Here is a 16237-nt window from a genome sequence, read left to right on the forward strand (position 1 = left end):
TTGCGACATAATATCTCATCTTGATCAGGCAGGCGTCAAGCTGGCATGTTCTGCCCTGTGAGGAGGCAGCCTTGGTCCAAGGGTCGGGATCTGCCTCGGGGGAAATCTGAAGACAGGTCGAAGAGCCGTACCGCCCGGAACCTCTGTTCCGGCGCCAGGATGGTCATGCCCGCCGCAACCTGCGGCGGCCTTCGAAGACCTGTCCGAACGGGATGCGGCGTGAAAACCGGGTGTGAGGGATGCGATGGACGATTTGAAATTCGGGACGCGCAACAAGCGGGGCGACTGGGCACCCAGCACGCCGCTCCAGACAGCCTCCAGCTGGGCCTGGCCGTTCAGCCCGTTGAAATTTTTGCACTTCCTGATCGGCTATGTCTGGCCGTGGAATGCCTTCCACATGGCGACGACGCTGCTGTACTGGGCCTATGTCGTGCCGCCGGTCGCGGTGATGCAGAGCCTGTCCTGGGGCTGGGCCCTCTGGCTTTACGCGGTCAATGCGGCGGCGATCTTCGTGATGTATGGCTCGGTCGAGTTGTTCTGGTATGTCCGCCGCAAGCAGGGCACCCGCTTCAAATACAACGGAAAGTTCCCGTCTGACCAACCCTCGGACGTGTTCTGGTTCAAGAGCCAGAACATCGACAACTTCCTGCGGTCCTTCTGCTTCTCGATCCCGCTGTGGACGCTGGTGGAGGTCATCTTCCTGCATGCCTTCGCCAAGGGCTATGTGCCCTGGCTGACCTGGGCCGACCATCCGGTCTACCTCGCCATCCTGACCCTCATGGTCCCGGCCATCCACGAGGTGCATTTCTTCTGCATCCACCGCCTGATCCACACGCCGTTCCTGTATAAATGGGTGCATTCGGTTCACCACAACTCGGTCAATCCCTCGCCCTGGTCGTCGCTGTCGATGCATCCGGTGGAAGGCTTTCTCTACCACGCCGTGGCCTTCTGGCACCTGATCATCCCGTCCAACCCGATCGTGGCGCTGTTCCAGTTGCATTCGGCCGGCTTCGGCGCGGTCAACGGGCACATCGGTTTCGACAAGCTGGAGATCACCGAGGACACCCCGCTGCACAGCCACGCCTATGCCCATTACCTGCACCACAAATACTTCGAGGTGAACTACGGCGGTGACGGGCTGATCCCGCTCGATAAGTGGTTCGGCTACTGGCACGACGGCAGCAAGGAAGGCGAGGCCCGGATGGAGGCCCGCTTCCAGAAGAAGAAGGCCCGGCTGAACGCCGCCAAGTGAAGCTGGGGCCAACCCCTGAAATTCAAAGATCCGTCGGCGTCCTGCAGGAGACAGGGTGCTGCTGGTACGGGCGATCCGGGAGCGGACGCCCTCGCCTGAAACCAAGGTTTCAAAAACAGCCGCAAGGCAAATGGGAGGAGACAGACATGACACGCGTGAAGACCCTCATCAAGGCAACTGCCGTGATGGCCCTGATGGCCACCACCGCCAATGCCGCCACCATCGCCGTGATCGGCGGCTCCAATGACGACGCGTTCTGGAACATCATCAAGAAGGGGATCGACGATGCGACCCCGGCGGTTGTCGCCAATGGCGGTTCGGTCAACTACCTGCGCCTGGTCAACTACGACAATTTCGCCCCGGACGTGGTGCAGCTGATCCAGACCGCGATCAGCCAGAAAGTCGACGGGCTGGTGATCCCGGACTGGGTGACCGACGCCGAAGATCCGGCGATCAAGCAGGCCGTCGCGGCTGGCATCAAGGTCATCCTGATGAATGCGGGCGGCGCCGACAAGGCCAGGGAATTGGGCGCGATCAACTATGTCGGGTCGGATGAATATGTGGCCGGCCAGGCCGGTGGCGCCTATTTCGGCAGCCATGGCCAGAAGAACGTCCTGTGCATCAACACCCTGCCCGGCACCGCCAATATCGAGGCGCGCTGCAAGGGCGTGATCGACGGCATCACCGCCGCCGGGGGCAAGGGCGCGCAGCTGCCGCTGCCCTCGACCTCCTTCGGCGACCCGACCGCCGTGGCCGAGGCGATCAAGGCCGAGATGATCAAGGATGACACGATCGACGGCGTCATCACCATCTCGGCCGGCGATGCCGACAGCGCCGCCATCGCCATCGAGCAGGCCGGCAAGACCGGCAAGACCATGCTGGGGACCTTCGACCTCAACCAGGCCGGTCTGGACCGCATCAAGGGCGGAACCCAGCAATATGCCATCGACCAGCAGCCCTACCTGCAATCCTACCTTGCGGTGAGCCTGCTGGCCTCTGCCATCGACTTCGGCACCTCGCTGCCGACCTTCCCCGTACTGACCGGCCCGGGCATCGTGGACGCCTCCAACATCGACGCCACGCTGGCCGGTGTGAAGAAAGGCGCCCGCTAAGCCTCTGACCCTGGCCCGCCGCTCGGGCGGCGGGCCGCATCCGAAATCCGGGGGAGCTCCATGAACAGCAATTCCTTGTTGGGCGGCCTGTTGCGCCGTCCCGAAGCCGGGGCCTTCCTTGGCCTGATCGCCGTCCTCGCCTTCTTTGGCGTCTTCGGTGGGCTGACCTTTCTGCAGCCCGCGGGCATGGCCAGCTGGTTGAACGTCGCCGCCAACCTGGGCGTCATCGCCATCCCGGTCGGCCTTCTGATGATCGCCGGAGAGCTCGATATCTCCGTCGGTGCCATGGTCCCCTTCGGTGCCATGACCGTCGCGGTGATTTCCGGCCATTACGGCATGCCGATCTGGCTTGGCATCGCCGTGACCCTGACCTTTGGCGTCCTGATCGGGCTTTTGAACGGCTATCTGGTGATCAAGACGGCCGTGCCCTCGCTGATCGTCACGCTGGGCAGCCTCTTTGCCGTGCAGGGCGTCGTCCTCGGTCTGACGGTTCTGATCACGAAATCCACCAGCGTCGCCCTCAAGGTCGAGGGCCCGGCCAAGGCGCTGTTCGGCAATTTCGTCTGGGGGGGCCAGGTGCAGGCCATGGTCCTGTGGTGGTTGGTCATCGCGGTCGCCTATATCTACTTCGTCCATTTCTCGCGCTTCGGGAACTGGATCTTCGCGATGGGGGGCGACAAGGTTTCCGCCCGCAACGCCGGCATCCCGACCGAGCGGATGACGATCATCCTCTTCGTGCTGTCCGCCACCTCTGCCGCCTTTGTGGGGATGTGCCAGGCGATGCTCTACAACTCGGCGCAGGTCGCGGGCGGGCAAAGCTTCATCTTCAACGCCATCATCTCGGTGGTGGTGGGGGGTGTGCTGCTGACCGGGGGTTTCGGGTCGATCATCGGGATCTTTTTCGGCACGATCACCTTCGCCATCGTCAACCAGGGCATCTACTATACCAATTTCGACCGCAACTGGTCGTCGCTGATCATCGGCGTGCTGCTACTTGTCGCGGTCCTGATGAACAACACCTTCCGCAAGATGGCGCTGTCCTATGCGCCCAAGAAAGGGGCCAAGTGATGGGCGCGACGATCCTTTCCCTGCAAGGCATCAACAAGAGCTTCGGCCCGATCGATGTGCTGCATGACATCAACCTCGAGGTGAAGGCGGGCGAGGTTCTCTGCCTGCTGGGAGACAACGGCGCGGGCAAGTCCACCGTGATCCGCCTGCTCTCGGGGGTTCACCAGCCGACCTCGGGCCAGATGGTGATGGACGGCAAGCCGGTCCTCTTCCGGAACCCCAGAGAGGCCGCCGACCACGGCATCGCCACCGTCCACCAGTTCGGCGGCACCTTTCCCCTGATGTCGATCGGCCGCAGCTTCTTTGTCGGCCGCGAGCCGACGCGCTGGTTCGGGCCCCTGAAGATCTACGACCGCAAGAAGGCCAACGAGATCGCGGTCAAGGCGGTGCAGAACTTCGGCATCACCCGCATCGACGACGGCGACCGGCTGGTGGGCGGCTTGTCGGGCGGCGAACGCCAGGCGCTTGCCATTGCCCGCGCTGTCCACTTCGGCGCCCGCGTGCTGATCCTCGATGAACCGACCGCCGCCTTGGGGGTGAAGCAAGCCACCCATGTCCTGCGGATCGTGAACGAGGCGAAGAAGCGCGGGCTTGCGGTGATCTTCATCACCCATCAGGTCATGCATGCCATGGCCGTGGGCGACCACTTCGCCGTGCTGATCCGTGGCGCCGTCGCCGCCGATTTCCGCAAGGGCGAACGGACGCGCGAACAGATCACCGACCTGATGGCCGGGGGTGAGACCATGGCCGACCTCGAAGCCCAGATCGAGACCTACATGGCAAGCCATGACGGTCATCCGCCTGTCGCTGCAACCGCCTGAACCCTCTCCCCGCCAGAAGGATCGCCCCGACTGGCCCTGCCTTGGCCCCCCGAACCCCGGGGGCCACGGCGCCCAAACCCAAGGAAAAGACCATGCCCACCTGGATTAATGCCTGTGCCACCGATGCCATCGATCTTGAGGATCTGATCCGCTTTGACCACGGCGGCCAGTCCTTCTGCATCTACAGATCGCCCGAGGATACCTTCCATGCCACCGATGGCCATTGCAGCCACGAAAAGGTGCATCTGGCGGACGGGCTCGTGATGGATTTCACCATCGAATGCCCCAAGCACAATGGTGTCTTCGACTACCGCACCGGCGAGGCCAAGCGTGCCCCGGCCTGCATCAACCTGCGCGCCTATCCCGTCAAGGTCGAAGACGGCCAAGTCTATATCGAGGTGTGACATGACGTTCCAACTTGCCGCCTGCGCCGAAATGCTCTGGCGCGACCGCCCGATCGACTGGCGCGCCGCCCGTCTGAAAGAGATGGGTTTCGGCGTCGGCCTGTGGAACTGGCCGACCTGGGACCTGGCCAGGCTCGAAGCCACCGGCGCCACCTTCACCATCATGAACGGGTATCTCGAAGGCCGTCTGACCGACGCCGAAGGCTGCGAGATGCTGCTCGCCTCCGCCGCCGAGACGGCGAAGGTCGGAAAGCGTCTGGGCGTCCATCGCCTGAACCTGCATGGCACCGGCCTTGGCGACAGGGGCATCCCGATCCCGCATATCGGCGCCTTTGCCCCCGGGATGGAGCAGCGCGCCCGCGACACCCTGCACCGCCTCTGCGATCTGGCCGAGGCTTCGGGCCAGGTCTTCACCCTGGAAAACCTCAACCCCATCGATCACCCCGGCTGCCCCTTCGGGTCCACCGCTGCCGTTCTGGGTCTGGTCTCTGCGGTCAACCGGCCTCAGCTTCGCATCAATCTCGACCTTTATCACACCCAGATCGGCGAGGGGGACTTGGTCCGCTGGTGCGAGGCCTGTTTGCCCTGGATCGGCGAAGTGCAGGTGGCCGACAATCCGGGCCGCTGCGAACCCGGTACCGGCGAAATCAACTATGCGGGCGTGGCCCGGGCGCTGAAGGCCCTGGGATACACCGGCCCGGTCGGGATGGAGGCCTTCGCGGCGGGCGATGACGAAGCCGCCCTCGAAGCCTTCCGCAGCGCGTTTTCGGTGTAATCATGGTCCAGTTCCACAAACGCCCGAACGTCGCCGACATCCGCGCCATGAAGGCGCGCGGCGAAAAGATCTCGATGCTTTATGTGACCACGCTGGAAGAGGCCGCAGCCGCCGATGCGGCAGGCATTCACATGCTCTCGATCGAAAGCCGCTTCTTCTCACCCGAAATGCGCGAGGCGGCGGGACGCTGCTTTGTCCAGGTCGGCTTGCCGTTCGGCCCCTATGGCGGCCTTGCCACCGCCGAAGACTATCTGCGCGCCGCCTTCAAGTTCACCGCGATGGGGGGCGACTGCTTCTATTGCGCGGCCTCGCTCGAGATCCAGAAGGTGCTTTGTGACAACCATGTGCCGATCGTGGCCCATGTCGGCCTGATCCCGAGCTATATCACCTGGACCGGCTGGCGCGCCGTCGGCAAGACCGCCGAGGAGGCCCGCGCCGTCTGGGACCATGTCAAACGGCTGGAAGCCATCGGCTGCTTTGGCGCGGAACTGGAGGTCGTGCCGGATCGCCTGGGTGAGCTCATCTCGAAACACACGCCGATGATCATGCTCGGGATGGGGGCTGGCCCCGGCGCCGACGCGCAGTACCTCTTCGCCGAGGATGTTCTGGGCTGTACCTCCGGCCACAAACCGCGCCACGCCAAGACCTACCGCAACTTTGCCGCCGAATATGCCCGCCTGCACCAGGAACGGGTCGCAGCCTTCAAGGAATTCATCGCCGATGTGAACACCGGCGCCTATCCCGAAAGGCAACACAACGTCCCCTGGCCCGACGCCGAATTTGACGCCTTCAAATCCGCGCTTGGCCTTTGATCTCCAAGGAAATCCCATGCTGAACACTGCCCTCCTCGGCGCCGGCCGAATCGCCGGCGTCCATGCCACCGCCATTTCCACCAACCCCGGCAGCCGGCTCGTCGCCGTGTCGGACATCAACACCGAGGCCGCCGCCAAGCTGGCCGCCCAATACGGGGCCGAGGCGCGCACGACCGAGGCCATCCTGGCCGACCCAGGCATCGACGCCGTCCTGATCGCCACCTCCACCGACACCCATTCCGACCTGATCGAGCGCGCCACCGCCGCCGGCAAGGCCGTCCTGTGCGAAAAGCCGGTCGATCTGTCGCTGGCCCGCGCCCAGGCCTGCCAGAAGGTCGTGGCCCAGAACGGTCGGCCGGTGATGATCGGCTTCAACCGCCGTTTCGACCCCAACTTCGCCGCCCTGAAAGCCGCGCTCGACAAGGGCGAGATCGGCAAGCCCGAGCTGCTGGCGATCACCTCCTTCGACCCCGCGCCGCCGCCGGTCGCCTATATCAAGGTCTCGGGCGGTCTCTTCCGCGACATGATGATCCACGACTTCGACATGGCGAATTTCCTGATGGGTGCGGCTCCGGCCCAAGTTTCGGCGGTGGGCGCCTCAATCGTCGATCCGGCCATCGGCGCGGCCGGGGACGTGGATACCGCCGTGGTCACCCTGACCTATGACGATGGCCGCATCGCCGTCATCAAGAACTCGCGCCGGGCGGTCTATGGCTACGACCAGCGCGTCGAGCTTCTGGGGTCCGAGGGCCTGCTGCAGGCACAGAACATGCTGGAAAACACCCTGGTCAAATCGACGACCGCAGGGGTCACCGGCGCCAAGCCCACCTATTTCTTCCTGGAACGCTACATGCCCGCCTACAAGGCCGAATGGGCGGCCTTCGTCAGCGCCGCCGATGCCGGCACCGCCTTGCCCGTCACCCTCGCCGATGGTGTCGCAGCCCTGGCCATGGCCGAAGCCGCCACAAGGTCGCTGAAACTGGGCGCCCCGGTGCGTCTGCAGGACGTCCTGGCCTGACGGAAACGACGAAGCGGTCGTAAGGGTTTCGACGCCGAACGACCGCTTTGCGCCCGGTGATGCTATGCTCACACCTCCCTTGCCCCAAGATCCTCGATGAACCGCGCGACTGCATCGAGGATCGCCCGGTTGTCCCCGGCCCAGATCAGGTGATCGACGCCCTGAAACTCGGCATAGCTTGCGCCCGGAATCCTCTCGGCAAGATAGCGTCCCTCTTCGACCTTCACCCAACGGTCGCCGCTGCGATGAAGCACGAGCGTTGGCACGCGGATGGCGCTCAGCATGTCGCGAAGATCGGTTTCAGCCCCCCAGCGCCAGAGGACGACCGCGTCCTGCAGGCTGGCCGCAGCCCGGCTGAACGCGGCGAACCAATCCCGCTCGGCGGCATTCCCGTCCAGGCTTGGCGCCCCGTTGCCCAGATCGAACGGCCCACCCCATTCGCGCGCAAGGGCTGCGAGCTCGGCCTCCAGTTGGGCCGGCGTCTTGGCCCAGGGGTAGTCTTCCGCCCAAAGCCCCCTGGCATAGGCCCCATAAAGAACGAGCCCCGCAATCCGGTCGGGATAGGCGCTTGCGCACAACATGGTCAGAGCGCCCCCTTCCGAGGTGCCCAGAAGCACAGCCCGCCGCGACCCGGCCGCATCCATGACCGCGACCAAGTCTTCCATCCGCTCGGTCAGGTCCGGCAGACCCACATCGCGGTCGGAAAGCCCGGTCCCGCGCTTGTCGAACCGGATCAGCCGGGCGATGCTGCCCAGTCGGTCAAGGAACTGGACGATGGCGGGATGGGTCCAGGCAAAATCGAGATGGGAAACCCAACCCTGAACGAGGATAAGGTCAACCGGCCCCTCCCCGGTCACCTGATAGGCGATGTTGTGACGCCCGCTGCGGGCATAGCGCGTCGGAGGCGGGGCGCGACCCGCAAGGCCCGGCGGATGCGACGAAGAGGGCCCTGCGCCGGCGTCCGCCCTCCCCCGTTCCTGCCGCTTGGCGCGGATGGACCTTGCCAGGTCCTGCGTCGCCTGCTCGGGCGCTTCGGCCAATTCCTCCTGCAGCATCGCCCGAAGCCGCTCGTAGTGGCGAAGCGCCTCGGCATGCCTTCCTTGGGCGGCGTGAAGCGCCATCATGCGGCGGTGAGCCGCCTCATCGAAAGGGTCGATCTGCAAGGCCTGCCCCAGAAGCCGCGCCGCCACGCCGAACTGACGCCGCCCCGCAGCCTCTTCCGCCAAAGCGCCAAGCCGCTGGCGCAAGAGGTCGGACACCGCGGCCTGCTCGGCTGCGCGCCAGGCATCGAAGTCTGTGGAAAAACCGGTCAAGCCTTCAAGGAGCGTCACCTCGGCGGGCAAGCCCTCCGCGGACCTCTCGTGCAACAGGCCCAGGTCGGTTTGCACGCCTGAGGCCTGAAGTGCCACAGTGTCCCGCGTGGCAAGGACCAGGGCCGCGACCTCTGGGCCAAGCGCCCGCCTCAGGGTGCTCAGGGCCTGTCGAAGGCTGGCGCGCCCGGCGCCCGCCGCCGCATTCGGCCAGAACAGATCGACAAGCCGATCGCGCGACACCGGGGCGCCCGGATGCAGCGCCAGAAACACCAGGAGCGCCTGATGCCGACGCTCTGCGATCCGCACCAACGAGCCGTCAATCCGCCGGAACTGCGGCACGCCCAGAACGCGCATTTCAAGCAGCGGTCCGCCCGCGCGATCCCGATATTGCGTTTCCATTACGGCCCCATGCCGCCCGCCTTGCGCAACCGGCTCAAACTGGCCGCACCAAGGAATCGAGGCCCGGAAAATGTATCCCACATACGACATGAACCCAATTGCCATCGAACATATGCAGCGCGCGCGTCTTGAGACGGATATCAGATTCGTCGACGGGGCCAGGACATCGGGTCCCGGCCTTTTGTCGCGCCTGCTTCGCATGTCGCATGGCATGGGAATGCGCAGGCCCCTCGGCGCCCTGCACAACATGCGCGATCCCGCTGCAGACCCATTGCCTGACGAGTAGACGGCCAAGGCGGATGTGCCCTGTCCCAGTGTGGATCGCGTGCCGTGTGACGGCGCCGGTCCAAGTCGGCGAAGACCTGATGTCGCAGGACATTTCTCCGCGCACCAATGTCAGGCAGCCTTCCGCCCTTTGCGAGGCCACTCCTGAGCCAACCGCGCCAGAGGATTCCTGACGATCACCGCCTGCCACTGCCTGACCCTCCCGGCGGGCAATCGCGGGTCGGCCGTTCATCCTGCGCCCGACCCTGCGCGCAAGGCCTCGACCACGGCACGGAGGCCAGCCGACATATGCCGGCGCGATGGATAGTAAAGATACAGCCAATCCTCCGCCTGACACCAGTCTGACAGACACTCGACAAGGCGGCCGCTCTCCAGATGGGGCCGTGCCCTCTCGTGCCAGACATAGGCCAAGGCAGAGCCGGAGAGTGCCGCCGCGACCATCAGCTCGTGGTCGTCCAGGGCCAGTGGCCCGGTGGAGTCGAAATCGACCACCTGCCCCCCTTTGGAAAAACTCCAGGCATAGGCAGCCCCGCTTGGATAAATATTGCGGATACAGCTGTGCAAGCGAAGGGCCGCAGGATGCGGCGGTGGCGGATTCTGCGCGAAATAGTCTGGCGAACCCACCACCGCAAACCGCAGACCCGGCTTGATCCGCACGGCGGTCATGCCGTCGCGCAGGCTTTCGCCCAGACGGATCCCGGCATCGAACCCCTCGGCGACGATATCGACCAATCGGTCAGTGGCGACGATCTCCAGTTGCAAGTTCGGGTTTCGCGCCAGAAGCGGGCCCATGACCGGACCGAAGACGAAGGGAGCGATCGAGTTGGGCGCATTGATCCGCACCTTGCCGAAGGGCGTGTCGCGGAACTGGTTCAGGGCATCCATTGCCCCGTTGATATCGGCAAACGCGGGCGTCAGCCGTGCCATCAGCATCGCGCCTGCATCGGTCAGCGACACGCTGCGCGTGGTGCGGTGCAACAGGCGGATGCCGACACGCGCCTCGAGGTTGCTGACCGCATGGCTGATTGCCGAGGCTGTGACACCCCGCTCCTCTCCCGCACGGCGAAAACTGCGCAGGCGCGAGACGGCGTCGAAAGCGGCAAGTTCGGTCAGGTCAGATGCGCGCATTGCTGATTTTTGCTCATGAGTGACTGGAACACTATTGCGCTAATAAAACGAGTCGAGAAAGCGCAAATTGTGATCACCGGCCACCAATGGCCCGAAATTTACAGGAGATCACGATGCCCGACTTCGTCCCCCCCACCGCCAACACGGCTTCGGCCTTCGCAGACATGCGCGGCCATCACGTGGCGATCCGCACCCCGGAACTCGCCGCGGCGAAAGACTTCTACGTCGGAAAGCTGGACTTCCGCATCGTTGCCGAATGGGACTATGCCGATGAAAAGCTGGCCTATCTGGCGCCGCCGAATGACGATCACTTCTACATCGAAATCCTCGGCGGCGGCGAACCCGCGCCTCAGGACACGCGCCCCTATACCGACCTGGGCGACAGTCTGAAATATGCGGGCTACCACCACTTCTGCCTGAACGTGTCCGACGTGGAGGCGACAGTCGCCAAGCTGCGCGCGCGCGGCGTCACCATCGTCACCGAACCCTTCGTCCTGCCCGCGATCAGCCGGAAGCTGGCCTTTTTCGCCGACCCGTTCGGCAACTTGATCGAGCTGGCTGAAGTCCTCTGACCGAGGCCCCTCCCCTGGTCGAACCCGCCACACAGCGGGCGACCAATCCTGTCACGAAAGGAATCTCTCGATGAAGAATTCGATCATGATCATCGGTGCTGGCCCCGGCATAGGCCAGGCCGTCGCACGGCGGTTCGGTCGCGAGGGCTGGACCGTGGTCCTGACCAGCCGCAGCGCGGCGCACCTCGCGCCGCTTGTGGCGGACCTTGCGGCCGAGGGGATCACGGCCCACGCCGTCCCTGCCGACGCCACCGACCCTGCAAGCCTGCAAGCCGCCATGCGCACGGCCGAAGAGCTGACGGGTGGTCTGGGAACCGTCCACTTCAACGCGGCCGTCGTGCGGCAGCAGGATCTGTTCAGCATGACGCACGCGCAGATCGACAGTGATCTGGCGATCAACGTGGGCGCAGGGCTGTACAGTATCAGGGAAGCCGTTTCCCTCTTCGGCCAGCGCGGCGGTACGATCCTTGTCACCGGCGGCGGGCTGGGCGTGGTCCCGCATGCAAGCTATGCCAGCCTTGGCGTTGGAAAGGCCGCATTGCGCAATATCGTGCAGGCCCTCGCCGAGCCGCTGGCCGCGTCCGGCATCCGCATCGCGACGGCCACCGTGGCCACTTTGGTCGGCCAAGGCTCTCGCGAGGCGGCCGAAGTTGCCGATGTCTTCTGGCGCCTCGCCACCGAGCCTGATGCAAGCTGGGAGGCGCACTACCCGCCTCCCTCCCCCCAGGCTGAGGCCTTGACCGTCGTCGCCCGCCTGACGGCAAAACCCGGAATGTCCGAGATCCTCGGCGACGGCCTTCGCGCATTGATTGCTCCCAGCCTCAAGGAAGAAGGCGCCATCGCCTACCGTTTGCACCGCGACAACGCCGATCCCGACGCCTGGATCCTCTACGAGACCTGGCGCAGCAAGGCCGACCTCGAAGCGCATTTCGCGCAAGACTACACAAGGGCGATGCTCGACCGCTTTCCCCAGCTGCTTGCTCGCGACATGGAGCTGCGCTTTGCCACGGAGTTCGGCGCCTGACCGACGTCTCCCCTTCGACCAACAGGCCGCAACAGCCAGTTGAGCGGCAATCTCGAGGCCTGGTCAACAACCCTGCCGGTGCCGGACGATCCCGGCACCAGCGCATCCCGAAATCAACAAAGGAATGCCGGAATGAAAACCTGGTTCATCACAGGGGCGTCGCGTGGTTTTGGCGCCTTGGTGGCGCAGCGCGCGCTTTCTCGGGGCGACACGGTTGTCGCCACCGGCCGCAACCCCAAAGCCGTCATCGACCGGCTGGGGACACATCCCAACCTGCTGGCGCTTGCGCTGGATGTCACGGACGGTGCAGCCGCCCTTGCCGCCGCTGACGCCGCCGTGCAGCAGTTCGGCTCCGTCGACGTCTTGCTGAACAATGCGGGCTACGGTCTGATGGGCGCCGTCGAAGAGTCCACCTCCGCCGAGGTCGAGGCCGTCTACCGTACCAATGTTTTCGGCCTTCTGAACGTGACGCGGGCGATCCTGCCGCATATGCGGCGCGCCCGGAACGGGCGTATCCTGAATATATCCTCGATTGGCGGATATCGCGGGGCGGCGGGGTTCGGGATCTATTCCTCGACCAAGTTCGCCGTCGAAGGCCTGTCCGAGGCCTTGCACGACGAACTCGCGCCCTTGGGAATCCATGTGACGGTCGTCGAACCCGGCTATTTCCGCACGGATTTTCTCGATGCCTCGTCGTTGAGCGTCAGCCCGTCGCGGATCGCCGACTATGATGCGACCGCTGGCCGGGTGCGCGGGATCGCGGCAGAGCTCAGCCACAACCAGCCCGGGGACCCGGCACGGCTTGCCGAAGTTCTTGTTGCCTTCGCCGAAGCCCCGAACCCGCCCGTCCGACTGCCGCTTGGCAGCGACACGGTTGCCGCAATCGAGGCTAAACATGCCTCGGACCGCGCCATACTGGCGAAATGGCGGGACCTTTCCGTTTCCACGGATTTCCAGCAGCCGTGAAGATGTGAGGGCCATCGTGGCCCTCACGCCGTCAGCCCTTCGGACAGGCAGCCCCGGTTTCGATCCATGCCTCGATCAGGGCGCCGAACTCTTTCTGCGTCCCCGGAGCAGGGTTCCTGCCCTGTCCCGGGTCCCAAGCCCAGCCCACCAGCGGGTCCTCGGCCAAGTGGTGCTTGATATCAGCCAGGGAGCGGTTGCCGTTGCGCGCCCTGTCCTTGATGCTGTCGCAGATCTGACTGACCGACAGACCCTGCCACGCCATGCTGGGCGGCGCGAGACGCCAGTGGTCATTTCCGGGGACGCTTCCGATCGACGCGCCGCGCAGCGGGAGGTTGTCCGATCCATGACAGGCCGAGCATTGCAACCCCGGCACCCCCAGCCCGCTCTCTCCCGCCATGACCGGCGGCACATGGGGGTGTAGGTCATCCCCCTGCGTCGGTGAGCGGGTCGCGGGATGGCAGTTCATGCACCTTGGACCGGTGATCACCCGCCCGGCTTCCATGAAGATCGCGGCCGAACGTGCGGCCTGATCTTCGATGGAGGCAAAGTCGGACGGGCTGCGCAAACTCTCTTGCGCCATGCTGACGGATGCGTGGCAAGCCAACGCAAGGGATGCGCCAAAACGGAAAAGACGTCTCATGCTTGCCCCTCCAGACGGATGCTTGGCACTCTCCGGGGATCGATCGGCAAGGTTCGGATACGCTCCCCCGTTGCATCGGCAATCGCATTCAGGACCGCCGGCATGATCACCGCCGTTCCCGGCTCTCCAACGCCACCGGGTTCCCCCGTCGCGTCGAGGATGACGGTTTTCATGCCCGGCATCTCTGCCATGCGCAGAAGCCGATAGTCGTGGAAGTTCGACTGGTCGATCCGCCCGCCATGCACCGTAACCTTGCCGAACAGGACAGCGGTCAGACCGAAAACGATACTTCCTTCAAGCTGTTGGGTCACGAGGACCGGGTTGATCGCGAGGCCGCAGTCGATGACGCAGGTGACATGGCTGACGCGAACGAACCCTTCAGGGTCGACGGTGACTTCGGCCACGGCACCGATGTGGCTGCCGAAACCGGAGCCCAGGGCGACCCCGCGCCCAAGGCCCGCGACCTTTGGATTGCTCCAGCCGGCTTCAGATTCCAGCCGGTCAAGCACCGCCCGAAGGCGCGGTTCAGTCAGCCGTTGACGACGCCACGCCAGAGGGTCGGCTCCTGCCATCCGCGCGATGTCATCGACCACGCCTTCCGTGATGACCCAGTTCCGGGTTGGCCCAACACCACGCCAGTTGCCCGTCATCAACCCCGAAGGCGCTTCGCTTCGCACGAAATCCACGCGTTGATTGGCAATAGTGTAGGGCGCGGCTGCGCCGTCCACCGCATCGAGGTCCACCCCGTCCCGGGTATAGCCCGGCAGAAAGCGGAACATCACGCCGGGCGCCGCCACATGGTGATGCCATGCCACGGCTTCCCCCGCGGCGTCGAGAGCGACCTGCACACGGCTGTGGTTGTGGAAACGATAGGCATCGTTGCGCATATCTTCCTCACGGCTCCACATCACCTTGACCGGCGCACCCACCGCCTTGCCAATCTCGACGGCCTGCGCAATCCAATCGGTCTCCAGCTTCCGGCCGAACCCGCCGCCGATGAGATGCGAGTTCACGCGCACATTCTCTTCCGGCAGGCCAGCGGTTGCGGCGGCCACCTTGCGCACATGTCCGGGCACCTGAGTGCCCAGCCAAAGCTCGCAAGATTTCTCCCCCACCGCGACCGTGCAATTGATCGGTTCCATTGCGGCGTGCGCCAGCATTGGCAACCGATAGGTCGCATCGTAAATCTTGGCCGCGCTGTGCATTGCCGCAAGGACATCGCCCTTTTCAAGGGCCTGGACGGATGGCCCCGTCAAGGCACGGTCACTCGCCGCGATCAGCGCTTCGGTCGATATCGCACGGCCTGCGGTCTGGTCCCAAGTCGGGGAGAGCGCCGCCAATCCCTTGAGTGCTGCCCCGGTATGGCTGGCAACCACGGCGACGGATGTGTCCAAGGGTATGACGCGCAGAACATCCTTCACCACCAAGGCCGGGGCAGGATCGACGGAGATCAGCTTGCCAGCGATGACCGGCGCATTGGCGACCGCAGCGAATACCATGCCGGGCAGGCGGACATCGCAGCCATAGATGGCGCTTCCGTTCACCTTCGCCGGGGTGTCAAGGCGATGCGCAGATTGCCCGAGAACGCGCCAGGGCCCCGTTTTCAGCGCAACATCCTGCGGAACCGGGATGGCCGCGGCGGCACCGAGCAGTTCCCCATATTTCAGCACGCGCCCGTCGGGATGCAGAATTTGCCCAAGCTCAGCACGGCAGGTTGTTGGATCGACCGTCCATTTTTGCGCCGCCGCAGCGATCATCATGCTGCGCGCTGCAGCGGCGGCCCGGCGCAGCGAAATCCATCCCCCCATCATCGAGCCGGAGCCGCCGGTGATCTGATCTCCGAAAAGCGGGCTCCCATAAAGCCCGTCATCGCCCGGCGCGAGTTCGACCCGCACAGACGCGAGGTCGACCTCCAATTCCTCTGCAATCAGCATGGCGCAACCGGTCAGAATGCCCTGACCCATTTCGGCAAATGGCAGGATCAGCGTGACAGATCCGTCGGTCTCCATGCGCAGAAACTGGTTCGGCGCGAAGGCCTTCGCATCCTGGGCCGCGGCCGGCGCCGCCGGTATGATGCCCATCACCAAAGCTCCGGCCGCGAACCCGGCCGTGAACAGGAAACCGCGTCGGCTGATCCTTGATCCGTTCCCGTGCTGGATGTCCATCAATTTGACCCCTTGGTTGCAAGATCGGCGGCGGCAAGATGAATCGCCTGGCGAATGCGCCCATAGGTCCCGCATCGGCACAGGTTTCCAGACATCACGGCATTTATCGTGGCATCATCCGGGGTGGGTTCGGCTGCAAGCAGGGCCGCGGCCTGCATGAGTTGGCCAGACTGGCAATATCCGCATTGAATGACCTCAGCCTCCAGCCAGGCCGCCTGCACCGCGCGCCCTTCGGTCTGCTCCGACAGCATTTCGATCGTCGTGATCGCAGCGCCAGCGACGCTACCGGCCGGCGTCACGCACGACCGTTTCGCCTGGCCATCCACATGGACCGTGCAGGCTCCGCACATCGCAATGCCACAGCCATACTTGGTCCCGGTCAGACCGATGATGTCGCGGATCACCCAAAGAAGCGGCGTATCGGCGTCCGCGTTCACCTCGTGCATCGAGCCATTGACGTTCAAAGTGAAGCTCATTCATATC

The 16237-nt window shown here is 64.6% G+C and carries 16 protein-coding genes; 11 read left to right on the forward strand and 5 right to left on the reverse strand.

Annotated features, from left to right (window positions below; translation table 11 throughout):
- The first annotated feature begins 244 nt into the window (after positions 1–244).
- The 8 genes from AC1DZT_RS04495 to iolG all read left to right on the forward strand — a co-directional run bounded on the left by AC1DZT_RS04495 (position 245) and on the right by iolG (position 7262).
- The gene (locus tag AC1DZT_RS04495; protein ID WP_478005403.1) at positions 245–1252 is read left to right on the forward strand and encodes a sterol desaturase family protein; all 1008 of its coding nucleotides are present in this window, start codon (positions 245–247) and stop codon (positions 1250–1252) included.
- A 146-nt stretch (positions 1253–1398) separates the two neighbouring features.
- The gene (locus tag AC1DZT_RS04500; RefSeq protein ID WP_478005404.1) at positions 1399–2364 is read left to right on the forward strand and encodes a substrate-binding domain-containing protein; all 966 of its coding nucleotides are present in this window, start codon (positions 1399–1401) and stop codon (positions 2362–2364) included.
- 60 nt (positions 2365–2424) lie between these two features.
- Positions 2425–3432, forward strand: a complete 1008-nt coding sequence (locus AC1DZT_RS04505; protein WP_478005405.1) for an ABC transporter permease — start codon at positions 2425–2427, stop codon at positions 3430–3432.
- A complete protein-coding gene (locus AC1DZT_RS04510) occupies positions 3432–4253 on the forward strand; it encodes an ATP-binding cassette domain-containing protein (RefSeq protein ID WP_478005406.1) in 822 nt (273 codons plus the stop codon). Before AC1DZT_RS04505 ends, AC1DZT_RS04510 begins: the two co-directional genes overlap by 1 nt.
- A 92-nt stretch (positions 4254–4345) precedes the next feature.
- Positions 4346–4657, forward strand: a complete 312-nt coding sequence (locus AC1DZT_RS04515) for a MocE family 2Fe-2S type ferredoxin (RefSeq protein WP_478005407.1) — start codon at positions 4346–4348, stop codon at positions 4655–4657.
- A gap of 1 nt (position 4658) precedes the next feature.
- The gene (locus tag AC1DZT_RS04520) at positions 4659–5432 is read left to right on the forward strand and encodes a TIM barrel protein (RefSeq protein ID WP_478005408.1); all 774 of its coding nucleotides are present in this window, start codon (positions 4659–4661) and stop codon (positions 5430–5432) included.
- 2 nt (positions 5433–5434) lie between these two features.
- Positions 5435–6244, forward strand: coding sequence for a 3-methyl-2-oxobutanoate hydroxymethyltransferase (locus AC1DZT_RS04525; RefSeq protein WP_478005409.1), 810 nt, complete (start codon positions 5435–5437; stop codon positions 6242–6244).
- A gap of 16 nt (positions 6245–6260) precedes the next feature.
- Positions 6261–7262: an inositol 2-dehydrogenase gene (gene iolG / locus AC1DZT_RS04530; RefSeq protein ID WP_478005410.1), complete on the forward strand. Its 1002-nt coding sequence runs from the start codon at positions 6261–6263 to the stop codon at positions 7260–7262.
- 68 nt (positions 7263–7330) lie between these two features.
- Here the strand turns inward: iolG and AC1DZT_RS04535 are convergent, their stop codons facing one another.
- Positions 7331–8974, reverse strand: coding sequence for a bifunctional AfsR/SARP family transcriptional regulator/alpha/beta hydrolase (locus tag AC1DZT_RS04535; protein ID WP_478005411.1), 1644 nt, complete (start codon positions 8972–8974; stop codon positions 7331–7333).
- A 513-nt stretch (positions 8975–9487) separates the two neighbouring features.
- The gene (locus AC1DZT_RS04540) at positions 9488–10387 is read right to left on the reverse strand and encodes a LysR family transcriptional regulator (RefSeq protein ID WP_478005412.1); all 900 of its coding nucleotides are present in this window, start codon (positions 10385–10387) and stop codon (positions 9488–9490) included.
- A 113-nt stretch (positions 10388–10500) separates the two neighbouring features.
- Between AC1DZT_RS04540 and AC1DZT_RS04545 the strand changes: the two genes are divergently transcribed.
- The 3 genes from AC1DZT_RS04545 to AC1DZT_RS04555 all read left to right on the forward strand — a co-directional run bounded on the left by AC1DZT_RS04545 (position 10501) and on the right by AC1DZT_RS04555 (position 12949).
- On the forward strand, positions 10501–10959 hold the full coding sequence (locus AC1DZT_RS04545) for a VOC family protein (RefSeq protein WP_478005413.1): 459 nt from the start codon (positions 10501–10503) through the stop codon (positions 10957–10959).
- 70 nt (positions 10960–11029) lie between these two features.
- Positions 11030–11983, forward strand: a complete 954-nt coding sequence (locus tag AC1DZT_RS04550) for an SDR family NAD(P)-dependent oxidoreductase (RefSeq protein WP_478005414.1) — start codon at positions 11030–11032, stop codon at positions 11981–11983.
- 39 nt (positions 11984–12022) lie between these two features.
- The gene (locus AC1DZT_RS04555; RefSeq protein WP_478005415.1) at positions 12023–12949 is read left to right on the forward strand and encodes an oxidoreductase; all 927 of its coding nucleotides are present in this window, start codon (positions 12023–12025) and stop codon (positions 12947–12949) included.
- Between the two features lie 31 nt (positions 12950–12980).
- Here AC1DZT_RS04555 and AC1DZT_RS04560 read toward each other — a convergent pair whose 3' ends face one another.
- The 3 genes from AC1DZT_RS04560 to AC1DZT_RS04570 are packed head-to-tail and all read right to left on the reverse strand — an operon-like array spanning position 12981 to position 16230.
- On the reverse strand, positions 12981–13589 hold the full coding sequence (locus AC1DZT_RS04560) for an Isoquinoline 1-oxidoreductase subunit (RefSeq protein WP_478005416.1): 609 nt from the start codon (positions 13587–13589) through the stop codon (positions 12981–12983).
- Positions 13586–15754, reverse strand: coding sequence for a xanthine dehydrogenase family protein molybdopterin-binding subunit (locus AC1DZT_RS04565; RefSeq protein WP_478005417.1), 2169 nt, complete (start codon positions 15752–15754; stop codon positions 13586–13588). The genes AC1DZT_RS04560 and AC1DZT_RS04565 overlap by 4 nt, the downstream gene beginning before the upstream one ends.
- A complete protein-coding gene (locus tag AC1DZT_RS04570) occupies positions 15754–16230 on the reverse strand; it encodes a (2Fe-2S)-binding protein (protein WP_478005418.1) in 477 nt (158 codons plus the stop codon). The genes AC1DZT_RS04565 and AC1DZT_RS04570 overlap by 1 nt, the downstream gene beginning before the upstream one ends.
- Between the last annotated feature and the right edge of the window lie 7 nt (positions 16231–16237).

Source organism: Rhodobacter sp. P1_C2 (assembly GCF_056406375.1).